The sequence below is a fragment of the Aeromonas sp. EU05-FHT14A05 genome (genome assembly GCF_058791175.1).
The window spans coordinates 81,815-95,043 of the sequence record NZ_JBYTDH010000015.1; the positions used below are offsets into that span (position 1 = coordinate 81,815).

The 13,229-nt window shown below is 65.1% G+C and carries 12 protein-coding genes and 3 tRNA genes; 7 read left to right on the top strand and 8 right to left on the bottom strand.

All coding sequences use genetic code 11. From position 1 onward, the window contains the following. The first annotated feature begins 2 nt into the window (after nucleotides 1-2). The 3 genes from AC3WR3_RS18330 (at nucleotide 3) to AC3WR3_RS18340 (ending at nucleotide 306) form a co-directional block, all read left to right on the top strand. Nucleotides 3-79, top strand: a tRNA-Val gene (locus AC3WR3_RS18330). Nucleotides 80-116: 37 nt separating this feature from the next. Continuing rightward, nucleotides 117-193: transfer RNA gene (locus tag AC3WR3_RS18335), tRNA-Val, on the top strand. A 36-nt stretch (nucleotides 194-229) separates the two neighbouring features. After that, nucleotides 230-306: transfer RNA gene (locus AC3WR3_RS18340), tRNA-Val, on the top strand. A 102-nt stretch (nucleotides 307-408) separates the two neighbouring features. Here AC3WR3_RS18340 and AC3WR3_RS18345 read toward each other — a convergent pair. Then, nucleotides 409-2,838, bottom strand: a complete 2,430-nt coding sequence (locus tag AC3WR3_RS18345) for a DNA polymerase II (RefSeq protein WP_492292751.1) — start codon at nucleotides 2,836-2,838, stop codon at nucleotides 409-411. 189 nt (nucleotides 2,839-3,027) lie between these two features. Between AC3WR3_RS18345 and AC3WR3_RS18350 the strand changes: the two genes are divergently transcribed. The 3 genes from AC3WR3_RS18350 (at nucleotide 3,028) to AC3WR3_RS18360 (ending at nucleotide 5,367) form a co-directional block, all read left to right on the top strand. Continuing rightward, nucleotides 3,028-3,522 carry a prolyl-tRNA synthetase associated domain-containing protein gene (locus AC3WR3_RS18350; protein WP_492292753.1) on the top strand — a complete coding sequence of 165 codons (495 nt, stop codon included), beginning with the start codon at nucleotides 3,028-3,030 and terminating at the stop codon, nucleotides 3,520-3,522. Nucleotides 3,523-3,794: 272 nt separating this feature from the next. Continuing rightward, the gene (locus tag AC3WR3_RS18355) at nucleotides 3,795-4,445 is read left to right on the top strand and encodes a hypothetical protein (protein ID WP_492292755.1); all 651 of its coding nucleotides are present in this window, start codon (nucleotides 3,795-3,797) and stop codon (nucleotides 4,443-4,445) included. Between the two features lie 43 nt (nucleotides 4,446-4,488). Next, nucleotides 4,489-5,367 carry a pirin family protein gene (locus AC3WR3_RS18360; protein WP_492292757.1) on the top strand — a complete coding sequence of 293 codons (879 nt, stop codon included), beginning with the start codon at nucleotides 4,489-4,491 and terminating at the stop codon, nucleotides 5,365-5,367. A gap of 69 nt (nucleotides 5,368-5,436) precedes the next feature. On the opposite strand, the gene AC3WR3_RS18365 is transcribed toward AC3WR3_RS18360, so the two are convergent. The 4 genes from AC3WR3_RS18365 to AC3WR3_RS18380 form a co-directional block, all read right to left on the bottom strand. Then, nucleotides 5,437-6,297: a PA4780 family RIO1-like protein kinase gene (locus tag AC3WR3_RS18365; protein ID WP_202045499.1), complete on the bottom strand. Its 861-nt coding sequence runs from the start codon at nucleotides 6,295-6,297 to the stop codon at nucleotides 5,437-5,439. A 174-nt stretch (nucleotides 6,298-6,471) separates the two neighbouring features. Then, nucleotides 6,472-7,467, bottom strand: a complete 996-nt coding sequence (locus AC3WR3_RS18370) for an LpxL/LpxP family acyltransferase (RefSeq protein ID WP_429039528.1) — start codon at nucleotides 7,465-7,467, stop codon at nucleotides 6,472-6,474. A gap of 152 nt (nucleotides 7,468-7,619) precedes the next feature. Beyond that, nucleotides 7,620-8,609, bottom strand: coding sequence for a lauroyl-Kdo(2)-lipid IV(A) myristoyltransferase (lpxM, locus tag AC3WR3_RS18375; RefSeq protein WP_492292759.1), 990 nt, complete (start codon nucleotides 8,607-8,609; stop codon nucleotides 7,620-7,622). Between the two features lie 225 nt (nucleotides 8,610-8,834). Continuing rightward, a complete protein-coding gene (locus tag AC3WR3_RS18380) occupies nucleotides 8,835-9,824 on the bottom strand; it encodes a TDT family transporter (RefSeq protein WP_202045494.1) in 990 nt (329 codons plus the stop codon). 103 nt (nucleotides 9,825-9,927) lie between these two features. On the opposite strand from AC3WR3_RS18380, the gene AC3WR3_RS18385 reads away from it, so the two are divergent. Continuing rightward, nucleotides 9,928-10,818: a LysR substrate-binding domain-containing protein gene (locus tag AC3WR3_RS18385; protein ID WP_492292761.1), complete on the top strand. Its 891-nt coding sequence runs from the start codon at nucleotides 9,928-9,930 to the stop codon at nucleotides 10,816-10,818. 97 nt (nucleotides 10,819-10,915) lie between these two features. Here the strand turns inward: AC3WR3_RS18385 and AC3WR3_RS18390 are convergent, their stop codons facing one another. The 3 genes from AC3WR3_RS18390 to AC3WR3_RS18400 form a co-directional block, all read right to left on the bottom strand. Continuing rightward, nucleotides 10,916-11,902 (bottom strand): Gfo/Idh/MocA family protein, encoded by a 987-nt coding sequence (locus AC3WR3_RS18390; RefSeq protein WP_492292763.1) that lies wholly within the window; start codon nucleotides 11,900-11,902, stop codon nucleotides 10,916-10,918. 81 nt (nucleotides 11,903-11,983) lie between these two features. Then, nucleotides 11,984-12,829 (bottom strand): deoxyribonuclease IV, encoded by an 846-nt coding sequence (nfo, locus tag AC3WR3_RS18395; protein ID WP_492292765.1) that lies wholly within the window; start codon nucleotides 12,827-12,829, stop codon nucleotides 11,984-11,986. 178 nt (nucleotides 12,830-13,007) lie between these two features. Further along, nucleotides 13,008-13,166 carry a diguanylate cyclase gene (locus AC3WR3_RS18400; RefSeq protein WP_492292772.1) on the bottom strand — a complete coding sequence of 53 codons (159 nt, stop codon included), beginning with the start codon at nucleotides 13,164-13,166 and terminating at the stop codon, nucleotides 13,008-13,010. Nucleotides 13,167-13,229: the final 63 nt, after the last annotated feature.

Consider the following 13,229-nt stretch of genomic DNA (forward strand, 5'->3'; position numbering starts at 1 on the left):
ATGCGTCCTTAGCTCAGCTGGTTAGAGCATCACCTTGACATGGTGGGGGTCGGTGGTTCGAATCCACTAGGACGCACCATAACAGTTTGAATAAATTGCAGATGTGAATTTGATGTGGGTTTATAGCTCAGTTGGTTAGAGCACTACCTTGACATGGTAGGGGTCGTTGGTTCGAATCCAATTAAACCCACCACTCCCCTGCAAATAAAAAAGTCGCATTGCGCACCCTGCGTCCTTAGCTCAGCTGGTTAGAGCATCACCTTGACATGGTGGGGGTCGGTGGTTCGAATCCACTAGGACGCACCAAATCGGAAAAGCCCGCTCATCGAGCGGGCTTTTTGCATTCTGACGTTGCCTCCCCTCCCGGTCAGCCTGACCCGGATCAGCCCCGGCTGCGGGGCTGGCTCGCTAGAAGAGATCCAGCTGCTGGCCGCAGATCCGGTCGAACGACTCGCCGATGAAGGGGAGGATGGCGTCGGCGATGGGTCTGAGCTGCTTGTCGATGTAGTGCTCGTAGTCGATGGCGCTGCGCCTGTACTCCAGCGGCTCGGGGCCGTTCAGGGTCATCAGATAGGCGATGGTGCCCCTGTGCTGATAGCGCTGGGGCAAGCCGCGGCGCAGGTTCTCCTCGTCCGCCAGGCGCGCCGCCCGCACGTGGGGGGGCACGTTCTTCTGGTACTCCTCGAGTTTTTGGCGCAGCCGCTTGCGGTAGATGAGCAGATCGTCGTGCAAGCCGGCCCGGGTCTCGTCCACCATGGTGCGCAGATAGCCGCTGGGATCCTGGTCGTGAAACACCAGCTCATAGAGGCGGGTCTGAAACTGCTTGGCCAGCATGGTCCAGTCGGTGCGCACAGATTCGAGCCCCTTGAACACCAGCTGCTCACTCCCCTCCTGCCCCTCGCCGCCGACCAGGCCGGCATAGCGCTTCTTGCTCCCCTTCTCCAGCCCGCGGATGGTGGGCATCAGGAAGCGGCGGTAGTGGGTCTCGTATTCGATCTCGAGATAACAGGGCAGATCGAACTCGCGCCTGATCAGCGCCGTCCAGTTGTCGTTGATCATGGTGGCCAGCTCGCGGCCTGTCTGCTCGGCCTGCTGCGGGCTGGTCTCCCTGTTCAGGTGAACGAAGGTGGAGTCGGTGTCGCCATAGATCACCTCGACCCCCTTGGCCTCTATCCACTCCCGGGTCTGCTGCATGATGCTGTGACCGCGCAGGGTGATGGATGACGCCAGCCTGGGATCGTAGAAGCGGCAGCCCCCCGAGCCCAGCACCCCGTAGAAGGAGTTCATGATGATCTTGATGGCCTGGGAGAGCGCCTTGTTGCCGGCCGCCTTGGCTCTATCCCGCGCCGCCCACAGGGTGGCGATGAGATCCGGCAGGAAGTGCCGGCTGCGGGAGAAGAGGGCGCCGCGAAAGCCGGGAATGGCCTGTTCTGGGTGCTGCAACCCCTCCACCAGTCCCATGGGGTCGATGCAGAAGGTGCGGATGATGCTGGGATACAGGCTCTTGAAGTCGAGCACCAGCACGTGGCGATAGAGGCCGGGCTTGGAGTCCATCACATAGCCACCGGGGCTCGCCAGCCCGCCATCGGCGGGCAGATTGGGGGCCACGTAGCCGCCGCGATGCAGCCGCGGCAGGTAGAGGTTGGTAAAGGCGGCCACAGATCCCCCCACCCTGTCGAGCTCCAGCCCGGTGAGGGAGGCCCGCTCGATGGCGAAGGGGATGAGGTGGCAGTAGTCGAAGATCTCCCACACCAGCTTGCAATCTTCCAGGTTGTAGCGGGCCAGCGCCTCCTTGTCGGAGTGGAACAGCTCGGTGATCTTCTCCCCCCGGTTTGCCACGTCCTCGATATCCTTGCCGCGGCCGAGCAACTCGCTCGCCACCGCGTCCAGGCTGTAGCTGGCAAACTGCCAGGTGGCGCTCTTGAGGGTGTCGATGCCATCGAGCACCATGCGCCCGGGGATGATGACGTTGCCGGTCTGGGGATCCCCCCGCGACGAGCGCCAGAAGCAGAGCTCGCGCCCTCGCCCCAGCCGCAGGCGGCGCTTGCCCAGCTCGGCGCGGCGCAGCAGCAGGCGAAAGTCGAAGTTCACCACGTTCCAGCCGATCACCAGATCCGGGTCGTGCCGTTGGAACCAGATCTCCAGCGCGCCGAGCAGGGCGTTCTCGTCCGCCACCCACTCGACCCGGGTACCCCAGCTGTCGGCATCCGCCTCCGGGGTGCCTATCATGATGACCCGCGCATCCTCAAGACTGTATAGCCCCACCGAGAAGAGCGCCCCGTCCATGGCGCACTCCACGTCCAGCGATACCCAGGAGAGGGTCGGCGTCACCGCCTGGGGGGCGCAGCGTGCCTCGTTCACCTCCCAGTAGCCCTGCCTGCCCCCCTTCTTCACCGCCCGGCCATCGAAGCGCACCCCGGCGGTGATGAAGCGCTCCATCAGGAAGCGCTCCGGCAACCGGATATCCGCCTCGAAGTGCTCCAGTCCGCGAATGAGCAGCAGCTCGATGGCCCGGTGAAAGGCGCTCAGGGTGGCAAAATAGCAGCCCACCACAGGGCGGCCATCGAAGGTGTGCATGGGCAGGCGGCGAAACCGCCCCCTCACCCCTGCGCCCTTGAACAACTCGGCGGCTTCGGCCATGTGGCTCTGTGGCAGGAAGAAGACCGGCTCCTGCCCCGGCACCACCAGCCGCACCGGCCCCTGGGCGCTCCAGAGCCACATCACGATTTCGGTCGTGGCAGCCTGCCCGTTGCGGCCCTGCACGTCCCGACCGTGGCGGGTCAGGATAAAGCCGTCGAGGGGCGGAGTGGCAGGAACAGGGGGCTGGGTCGCAGTCATGAAGATGTAGGGGTCGGCCTTGGGATGGGACTATTGTACGTTCATACAGTGCCTGCTCGCAATCGTCACGCCAGGCTGCGGGGCGGGAGTCAAACTGGTAAGCTCGATCCCGTCGTCATCCCCATCAACCCTTTTATTACCGCGCTTCTTTATTCCGCGCTTCGCCGACGAAAGACGAAAGGAGTCACTGTGGCAATCTATTCCCTGCTGGATCGGCTCGCCATCCCCTACCAGCGTATCGATCATCCCCCCGTTTTCACCTGCGAGGAGGCTAGCAGGCTGCTGCCCGACCTGCCCGCTGCCAAGACCAAGAACCTCTTTTTGCGCGATCCGAAAAGCGAGCGGCTGTTTCTGGTGGTGAGTCCGGAGGAGAGCCGGGTCGATCTCAAGGCGCTGGCGGTCATGCTTGGGGTCAAACGGCTGAGCTTTGGCTCCCCCGAGCGGCTCGATGCGGTGCTCGGTCTCACCCCGGGCTCGGTGACCCTGCTTGCCATGGTGCGCGATCACGAACAGGCCGTGGAGCTGGTGGTGGACGAGCGTATCTGGCAGGCCGAGCAGGTGCAGTGCCACCCGCTGGTCAATACCGCCACCCTGATCATCCGCCTCGACGATGTGCGCCGTCTGCTGACCCATCTGGGCCGAGAGGCCTGCGTCATGGCATTGCCGAGCGTGGCAGCCGATTAGATGGCCGGCACCGCCCTCAAGATGCAGCACCCACCAGAGCCGACCCCTTTCGAATGCCACCTGGCGCCGTCATATGGTCGAGTGTGCCGAGGCAGGATAGTCGCTCTATCCGGCCCCAGGGCGCTCCAGAGTCACATCACGATGTCGGTCGTGGCGGCATGCCCGTTGCGGCTCGGCGCCTGATGGGGGTCGAGTCTGCCATCCAGGGCCGGATTGGTGCATAGTCAGGTTATCATCCGTCCATTGCGTCCTTTCATGGCACCGGGAGCATCATGCGCATCGCCCTCCTCATTCCCCTGCTGGCCCTGGGCCTTGCAGGCTGCAGCAACACCTCCTCGTCAGGCGGCGATGCGGGGGCCGGCACTGGTGGCGTCTATGGCGCCTCTTACTGGTGGTATGACGACTATTACGGCTATTGGGATGACTACTACCCCTGGTGCTGCGACAACCAGGGGGAGTTCGACGAGCTGATCAAGAAGTGGTGGAGCGGGCTCGATCCGGAGCGCCAGCAAGAGATCAAGGAGAAGTATCAGGATTGGCAGGAGAACCCTGGCCAGCCAGACGTGGCCGCCCTGCGAGGGGATCTGGCGACCCGCTGGAATGCCATGACGCCGGAGCAGCAACAGGCGCTGCGTGACAGCCGACAGAACCGACCCAGCATCAGCAACCCGGACAAGGGCCCGCGCTCGGTGCTGGACGACAGAGGCGGCACTCTCCCCAGGGCCGAGAACGGCTTGCTGGCTCCCGGGGCGCTGCCCAAGGCCGACAGCGGTTTGCTGACACCCTCCACTCAGCCCAGGGTGGATGCCAGACCCCACCTCCCCCGCACCATGACCACGCCGGTGCGTCCCCCCACCGTCAGACCGGCGATAAGACCCGGCTTCGCCCCCATGAGAAGCTTCCCGGCGATCCGCCGCCGTTAGGGCGAAAGCCCGTACGCCATCAACCCATTGCAAGGAGCACGACATGACGCAACAGTGGCAACGCATTTCCTCCCGCCTCACCGATGTGGGCGGGATCCCGGTGGCCCGCGCCCTCCCGGTCAAGGAGCGGCGCACCATAGGGCCCTGGTGCTTTCTCGATCACATAGGGCCGACCCGCTTCGCCCCCGGCGCCCCCGGGCTGGACGTGGGGCCCCATCCCCATATCGCCCTGCAGACCTTCACCTGGATGCTGGCGGGGGAAATCCTCCACCGGGATAGCCTCGGCAGCGAGCAGGTGATCCGCCCGGGCCAGGTCAATCTGATGACGGCAGGACGGGGCATAGCCCACACCGAGGAATCCCTGGCGGGCCACCCCGACTTGCACGCCGCCCAGCTCTGGATAGCGCTGCCAGAGGCGGATCAGGACACCCGGCCGCGCTTTGATCACTACCCTGAACTGCCGCGCTGGCAGGAGGGCGAGACCACCCTGACCCTGCTCATCGGCGAGCATGCCGGGCGCCGGGCCCCCACCCTGCACTTCTCTCCTATCCTCGGGCTGGACTTGCACTCGACCCAAGGCGGGCACATGGTGCTGCCGCTGGACCCGGCCTTCGAGCACGGGCTCTTCCCCTTACAGGGAGAGGCGACCATAGCAGGGGAAGCACTTGCCCCCGAGCAGCTCCTCTATCTGCCACCTGGCACCCGGGAGCTGGCGGTGACACTCAATCCAGGCAGCCACCTGCTGCTCATCGGCGGCGAGCCCCTGGCCAAGCCGCTGCAGATCTGGTGGAACTTCGTGAGCTTCAGCCCAGAGGCCATTCGCACCGCCGCCGCGGATTGGGAGAGCGGTCATCCCCGCTTCGGCGAGGTCAAGGGCTACCCCGGCCCCCGCCTCAAGGCCCCGCCCTTGACGGGACGCTAGACCGGCCCGCCACCCCAATGAAAAAGAGCGCCTGGGTGCTCTTTTTCATGGACGGGATCCGGGCTCTCGTCAGAACTCCTCTTCCTGCTCGGCCTTCAGCCTGGCGCGACGGGCCATGGCCTCTTCCTGGGCACTCTCGATCTCGTGCAGCACCCCGTCCAGATCGATGGCCTCGGCACTCTCCTCGAACAGGCCGGTCAGCTCGGTTTCCGGGCCGAGTTTACCATCTTCGAACAGGGCCCACATCTCCCTGGCATAACGGGTCTTGAGCAGCTCGGGGGCATAGATGCCGTAGTAGTTGCGCATGTTGTTGACGTCCCGCTCCAGCATGGCCCTGGCCTGGTTGTTGGCGGCGGCATTCACCACCTGGGGCAGGTCGATGATGACGGGGCCCTGCTCGTCCACCAGCACGTTGAACTCGGAGAGATCCCCGTGGATGAGGCCGGCGCAGAGCATGCGCACCACGTAGCGGATCACCTTGCCGTGATCGATGAGCGCCTGCTCGGGCGAGAGCGCCACGTCGTTGAGGCGGGGCGCCACGTTGCCGTCGGCATCGGTGATGAGCTCCATCAGGAGCACGCCGTCCAGGCAGACATAGGGGGTGGGCACCCGCACGCCGGCGGCGGCCAGCTTGAACAGGGCATCCACCTCGGTGTTCTGCCACACCTCTTCGTGCTGCTTGCGACCGTACTTGGAGCCCTTCTCCATGGCGCGGGCATCGCGGCTGCCCCGCACCTTGCGCCCTTCCTGATAGACCACGGCCTGCTTGAAGCTGCGCTTGGAGGCTTCTTTGTAGACTTTGGCGCAGCGGATCTCGTCGCCGCAGCGCACCACATAGACGTCGGCTTCTTTGCCGCTCATCAGCCGGCTGATGACATCGTCGACCAGGCCGTCATCAACCAGAGGTTGGATTCGATTTGGAATTTTCATGACCGCCCTTTTACCTTATTTGCACCTTGTTTGCACCTTGTTTGCGCGTGGCGGGAGGCCAGACAGGGCCCCGCTTTGCTCCCCCACCGGCCCCTTGCCGGGGGTGGTCTGGTGTGCCCCGCGCCAGCCGCCTCTCCCTGGCTGTCACAACGGCCCGCAAGCAGGCCCTGTCCATCAAGGCTCGGGGGGCAACCCCTGGCGGATGCGCCGGATCCCCTCCTCGTAGAGGCCATCCTCCCCTTCGTCATCCGCCTGGGTCTCGAAAATCTTGAGAAACCACATGTACTGCTCGGGGAAGCGGCCGAGCTGCTGCTCCACGGTGCGGTTCATGGCGTTGACGTCCGCCTCCAGATCCGCGGTGGGATAAGGGTCGAACGGCGGCTCCACCTCGAGCCGGTAGCAGCCCAGATCCTCGTCATAGCAGGCCAGGATGGGCACGGCCCGGGCGCCGGTCAGCTTGACCAGCTTGGGCAGGGCCGGCAGGGTCGCCTTGGGGTGGCCGAAGAAGGGCACGAAGATGCTCGCCTCCCGGCCGTGATCCTGATCCGGCAGATAGAAGAAGCTGTCGCCGCTGCGCAGGGCCTTGATGGCCGGCTTGATGCCGACGCTGCGCTCGTAGACACGCCCGCCCTTGCTGCGCTCGCGGTTGATGTACCAGTCGAACACCGCATCCTTGGGGCTCTTCATCATGGTGCACAGGGGCACCCCCTCATCGGTCAGGTAGCGGCCTATCATGTCCACCGCCCAGGTGTGGGGCACCACGAAGATCATGGGGCGCCCGGCGGCCAGCTCGGCTTCGATATGCTCCCAGCCACGCACCTTGATGCGCCCTTTCAGGAAGGCGGGACTGCGCCAGGTGAGCTCGCCAAAGCCCATGAAGGTCTTGAGGCCGACCCGGATGGATTTGAGCAACAACCGCTCGCGCCCGGCCGCGTCCAGGGCGGGGAAGCAGATCTTGAGGTTGGTCTCGGCGATGTAGGCCTGCTTCCTGGAGAAGCGCAGCAACAGGGGGGCCAGGGCATCGGCCAGCTTGTCTCTGTAGCTGGCCGGGATCCAGGCCAGCAGGGAGAGCAGGGCAAGCGCCAGCCAGCTGCCCCACAGACGGGGGTGCAGCAGACGCAGATGAAAGGAGGTGTCAAACACCGGATCTTGTGCGGACATGGTCGCCATCGAATCATCAAAACAGACCGTCATTTTAGTGATCCTGACAATTTTTTCTACCCGGTATCCCCCAAGCGGGGTTTCCAAGTCACTGATCCGACTAGTTAGAAATAAAAAGTGGCCCACATGGGACCACTTGGAAAAGCGCATCAAGCTGCGGTTCAGGAATGAGGGCTGAGTCCCTTGCGGATGCGACGTATCCCCTCTTCGTAGAGGCCGTCTTCCCCCTCCTGATCCTCGCGGGTATCGAAGATCTTGAGGAACCACATGTACTGGCCCGGGTGACGGGTCAGCTGCCGCTCCACGCAATCGTTCATGCGGCAGGTGTCGGCCACCAGATCATCGCTCGGGTAGTCGGCGAAGGGGGCCTCTATCTCCAGCCGGTAGCAGTGCGCCGCCTCGTCATAGCAGGCCAGCACCGGCACGGCGCGGGCACCGGTCAGCTTGACCAGCCGTGGCAGGGCCGGCAGGGTTGCCTTGGGATGCTTGAAGAAGGGCACGAACAGGCTGGCCTCGCGACCATGATCCTGATCCGGCAGGTAGAAGAAGCTCAGGCCGGATTTCACCGCCTTGATCACCGGCTTGATGCCGGCGCTGCGCTCATAGACGCGGCAGCCATTCTTGGCCCGCTCGCGGTTGATGTGCCAGTCGAACACAGGGTTGCGGGCGCTCTTCATCATGGTGCACATGGGCAGGCCCCGCTGGGAGAAGTAGTAGCCCGCCGCATCGATGGGCCAGCTGTGGGGCACCACCAGGATCACCGGACGGCCGGCGGCTTGCTCGGCCTCGATGTGCTCCCATCCGCTCACCTGGATGCGCTTCATCAGGTACTCGGGGCTGCGCACCGTGAACTCGCCAAACCCCAGCAGGCTCTTGAGGCCGACCCGGATCGAGGTCATCAGTATGGCGTCCCGCTCTGCCTCGCTCAGCGCCTTGAAGCAGATGGCGAGGTTGGTTCTGGCGATATAGACCTGCTTTTTCGAGATCTTGAGCACCAGGGGCGCCAGGGCGTCCGCCAGCTTGTCGCGCCAACGGGGCGGCACATAGGCGAGCACACCGAGCACGGCGAGGGCAAGCCAGCTAACCCAGTAACGCGGGTGCAGCAAACGGGTCTGGAACGTGGAGTCAAACACGGGATCTTGGGAGGACATGGGTACTATCAAAAGGTAGAAGTGGGCAATTGCGGCAATCCTGACAGGTATTACCAGTTAAAGCTAACTTAATGTCACCTGAATCAGTGACAATTTGAGCCTTTTCACGGATTGACAGCGCCCCCTGACACCCTGGCTGTGCCCCCTGCTCACCCCTTGTCCCCATCCCGGATGCAGCAGACCCCGCCAGGCGGGGTCTGCTCTTGGTCGAGACGGGTTGCGATCTTAGCGGCGCAGGGGCTGCTGAGGCTGCTCCCGCATGCCGATCTGGCCCAGCGGCAGGAAGAACATCAGGTAGCGCAGCGCCACATAGCCGACGATCAGGGTCGCCGCACCGAGTTCCAGATAGGCCAGCTGATTGATCTGCGCCGCATAGTGGGCCGCCTCTGGCCACTGCGACAGCAGCTGACCCACCTTGAACAGGGCGGTGGCGCCGATCACCAGGGGGAAGGTGAAGGCGGCATAACCCGGCGAGAACGGCAGGCGCAGCAGCTTGATGAAGGCCAGGTAGATGATGCCTGTCATCAGCACGGCTATCCCCAGCAGCACGGCCACCAGCAGCAGGGAGGGATCCTGGCTCACGGTCAGGTAGCCGGCCAGCGACAGGCTGGCGGGGGCCGCCAGGATGGCGATGGTGGGCTTGGCGGCATCCGGCACCTCGTGGCTGAAGATGAGGCGATAGAGCATCAGCGGCAGCATCAGGCCGTAGCAGGCCATGCCGAACCAGAGCAGGCCATTGGCCAGGGCCGCGAAGGGGCCGCCCGGGTAGGCGACGTCGGCCACTATGATCCCCACCGGCGGCACGAACCAGCTCGGCACCATGTGGTGAATCTCAAACGCCTTGGCCCTGTGCCAGACGAAGGTGGCGAGGAACACCAGGTGAATGGCCACCGCAAACAGCCAGAGCCCCTGCCCCAGGGTCGGGGCCAGCAGCCCCACCGCCTTGGAGACCACCATGGTCCCCATGGCATAGGTGGGCACCACGCTGCCCACCACGGGGTGGGCGAGATCCTGCCACAGCAGACGCGGGTGCAGCAGGAACTTGAAGGTGAGAACGAGGAGCAGCACGGCGGCGATGGCGGCCCCCAGCAGTTGCAGGCGGCCATCGAACTGACCGGCATTTTCCCAACACCAGCCTAGGCTGGCGATCCCGAGAGCCAGCCCGGCCATGGGGGTCGGGGCGGCGGCAAGGGAGCGACGGGTGCGTGCGATCATGAGTGGTACCCTCTTGTTGATGACGATGTGTATAGGATAAAGAGGGTCTATCGTTTACGATATCTAAATGAATTGAACTAAGCGTTTAGGAAAATCAAACGACATGAAGCTGACCCTGCAACAACTCAAGGTGTTCGCCACCATAGCCCGCCACGGCAACCTGGGGGGCGCGGCCAGCGAGCTCTGCCTCAGCAAGGGGGCCGTCTCCCAGTCGTTGCAGGAGCTGGAGCGCCAGCTCGCCACCCCGCTGTTCGATCGGGTGCATCCGAGACTCCAGCTCAACAGCGAGGGGCGCCTGCTGCAACCGGCCGCCGAGGAGCTGCTGACCCGGATGCAGGAGATAGAGCAGCTGTTTGGCCCGGACGCCGAGCCGAGCGGCCAGCTGCGCCTGGGGGCCAGCCAGACCATAGGCAACTACCTGTTGCCCGCCCTGCTGGCGGGGGGCGCCCAGGCGCTGGGATCCGCCCCCAGGGTGACCATCGCCAACACCCATCTGCTGTGCCACGCCCTCGCCCACTTCGAGCTGGATCTGGCCCTCATCGAGGGGGAGAACCATCACCCGGAGCTGGTGAGCGAGCCCTGGCTCGAAGACGAGATGCTGATCGTCGCCCCCCCCCACCACCCCCTGGCGGGGCAGCTGGAGCTGCCCCTTCGTCTGCTCGCCGATGAGACCTGGGTGCTGCGCGAGCCCCAGTCAGGGAGCCGCGAGCAGTTCGAGCAGCAGATCCAGCCCCATCTGCCCCGCTGGCAGGCGGGGCTCGAGCTCAACACCCTGGAGGCGGTGATGCTGGCGGTGGAGAAGGGGCTCGGCATCTCCTTTATCTCACGCCTCGCGGTCTCCGATCGCCTGCACAGCGGCCGCCTGGTGGCGCTCACCCCGAGCCAGAGCTTCCCCCGCCAGCTCTCCCTCGTCTGGCACAAGCAGAAGTTCCACTCCGCGGCCCTGCGCCGCTTCCTCGCCTTCTGCCGCGCCCAGACCCTGCCCGCCCCCTGAGGGGCGATCAGGGTCAAACAACAGAGGGCGCCGTGGCGCCCTCTGTTGTTTGAGGAAGATGTTTCGGGGATCTATTGCAGGATGGCGTGCGGCGCCATCAGCCCCCCCGGTGCAGCCCCGCCTCCACCCAGCCCAGCACCCGCCGCGTCAGGGCATGGGGCACCCAGGGGGAGTCCAGCAGCCGGTGGCGCAGGCAATCGGCGAAGTGATCCGCCTCGTGCTGCATGCCGCCCCCCTGCACCGGCAGGTAGATGTCCGCCGGCCAGGCCGCAGGGGGCGTATCCCCCTGCCAGCGAATGTGCTGGGGGTTCCACCACTTGCCCTCGATGACCAGGGTCCACGCCTCCCCCGAGAGCCAGGCGTCCCGATCGAGATCCTCGATGATGGAGGCGCCAAGCTCGGCCGGGAAGGGGCCGCCGAAGCGGAAGCGGGCCGCGAGATCCACCTCCCCCGGCGCCCGGTCCAGCGCCACCTCGGGGGCCTGGGTCGCAAGCCCCAGCCGCTCGCAGAGGGCAGCATAGAGCCACAGCGGATAGACCCCCACATCCCAGGCGGCGCCGCCGTCGAGGGCGGGATCGAACAGCTTGCCGACCCGGGGCGGGGCCGAGCCAAACGCCGCGCGCAGGCTGCGGGGTGCAGGCAGCAGGGGCAGTCGCTGCAACAGGGCCCGCATGGCGGGGAAGCACATCACCTTCATGGCTTCGAGCAGCAGCAGGCCGCGCTCATGGGCGAGCGCCACCAGGGCGTCCCAATCCGCCACCCGGGTCACCGCCGGTTTCTCCACCAGCACGTGCTTGCCCGCCAGCAGCATCTGCCTGATCAGGGCGGCGTGCTCTGGGTGGATCACCGCCACATAGACGGCATCCACCTCGGGGCTCTCGGCCAGGGCCTGATAGCTGCCATAGGCCAGCCCCAGCCCCAGCTCACCGGCGAACTCGTCGGCCCGCCCCTGATCCCGGGCGGCGATCGCCACCACGCGCCCGCCCCTGGCGTACTGATTGACGTCGCGGCAAAAACGCCTGGCGATGGCTCCCGCCCCGGCTATCCCCCAGCGCAGCAGTGGCGCGCTTCCCTGTGATTGCATCTCGTCTCCTCGTATGAATGCCCTTCCCCCTTATGGCGAGGGAAGGCGCGGCACCGGCCTCTGTTCAGGCTGCCCGGCGGATCAGGTCCTGGCCAGGCTGCGCAGCCAGCTTATCTCGTCACTCCAGATCGTCTCGTCTATGGTCTCGAGGATCAGCGGAATGCCGTCGAAACGGTGATCGTTCATGATGTGGTGGAACACCGCCTCGCCGAGGTTCCCCTCCCGCAGGCTGTGGTGGCGATCGACCCGGCTACCGAAGGTACACTTGGCACCGTTGATATGCATCCCCTTGAGGTACTCGAAGCCGACGATGCGGTCAAAGTCGGCGAACACCGCCGCGCACCCCTCGGGGGTGCGCAGATCGTAACCGGCGGCGAAGGCGTGACAGGTGTCGAAACAGACCCCGACCCGGCGCTTGTCCTCCACCCCGTCGATCAGGGTGGCCAGGTGCTCGAACGACCAGCCGAGGTTGGTGCCCTGGCCGGCGGTGTTCTCGATCACCGCCGTGACCCCCTCGCTTCGCTCCAGCGCCCAGTTGATGGACTCGCTCACCAGTTTGAGGCTCGCCGCCTCGGGGATCTGCTTGAGGTGGCTGCCGGGGTGGAAGTTCAGGTAGCAGAGCCCGAGCTGCTCGCAGCGCCTGATCTCGTCCAGGAAGGCATCCCTGGACTTGGCCAGGGCGTCGGGGTCGGGATGGCCCAGGTTGATGAGGTAGCTGTCGTGGGGCAGGATCTGCTCGGGGCGAAAGCCCCCCTTGTCGCAGGCCGCCTTGAAGGCGCGGATGCTGGCATCCGACAGGGGCGCCGCCTGCCACTGGCGCTGGTTCTTGGTGAACAGGGCGAAGGCGTTGGCCCCGATAGCCTGGGCACGGGCTATGGTGTTCTCCACCCCGCCGGCCGCACTGACGTGGGCTCCGATAAATTTCATCTCATCTCCTCTGCGCGCTTGCTGGGTGCGCCCGCCTTGCGAGGCGCGGCAACCCTTGATGGGACGCCATTATGCCCAAGCCCGCCCCTTGCGCCAAACCGGGATTGTCGATGGCGGCAATGGAAAAGGCGCCCGCAGGCTCATCCCTGCTCTTGCTCCCCATCGACAGCCAAGAGTGCTACCCATGGTTGCATTCAACCCGGTTGCGGCCGTTTCGCTTCGCGGCATAGAGGGCAGCGTCTGCCCGCTTGAGTATTGAACTGAGCTCCGTATCCTGACCTGAGGACGCCGAGAACCCGATGCTGGCGGTCAGCCTTATTATTTGGCGCTGTCCCAGTTATGTGTTGAAAGGCTAACCTTGAAGCAAGCCATCACCTTGAGGGCCTCCATCATGGATACC

Coding starts and splice junctions, on each gene's coding strand:
- AC3WR3_RS18345 (WP_492292751.1), bottom strand. CDS start 2,838: ATGACTGCGACCCAGCCCCCTGTTCCTGCCACTCCGCCCCTCGACGGC.
- AC3WR3_RS18355 (WP_492292755.1), top strand. CDS start 3,795: ATGCGCATCGCCCTCCTCATTCCCCTGCTGGCCCTGGGCCTTGCAGGC.
- AC3WR3_RS18360 (WP_492292757.1), top strand. CDS start 4,489: ATGACGCAACAGTGGCAACGCATTTCCTCCCGCCTCACCGATGTGGGC.
- AC3WR3_RS18365 (WP_202045499.1), bottom strand. CDS start 6,297: ATGAAAATTCCAAATCGAATCCAACCTCTGGTTGATGACGGCCTGGTC.
- AC3WR3_RS18370 (WP_429039528.1), bottom strand. CDS start 7,467: ATGGCGACCATGTCCGCACAAGATCCGGTGTTTGACACCTCCTTTCAT.
- lpxM (WP_492292759.1), bottom strand. CDS start 8,609: ATGTCCTCCCAAGATCCCGTGTTTGACTCCACGTTCCAGACCCGTTTG.
- AC3WR3_RS18380 (WP_202045494.1), bottom strand. CDS start 9,824: ATGATCGCACGCACCCGTCGCTCCCTTGCCGCCGCCCCGACCCCCATG.
- AC3WR3_RS18385 (WP_492292761.1), top strand. CDS start 9,928: ATGAAGCTGACCCTGCAACAACTCAAGGTGTTCGCCACCATAGCCCGC.
- AC3WR3_RS18390 (WP_492292763.1), bottom strand. CDS start 11,902: ATGCAATCACAGGGAAGCGCGCCACTGCTGCGCTGGGGGATAGCCGGG.
- nfo (WP_492292765.1), bottom strand. CDS start 12,829: ATGAAATTTATCGGAGCCCACGTCAGTGCGGCCGGCGGGGTGGAGAAC.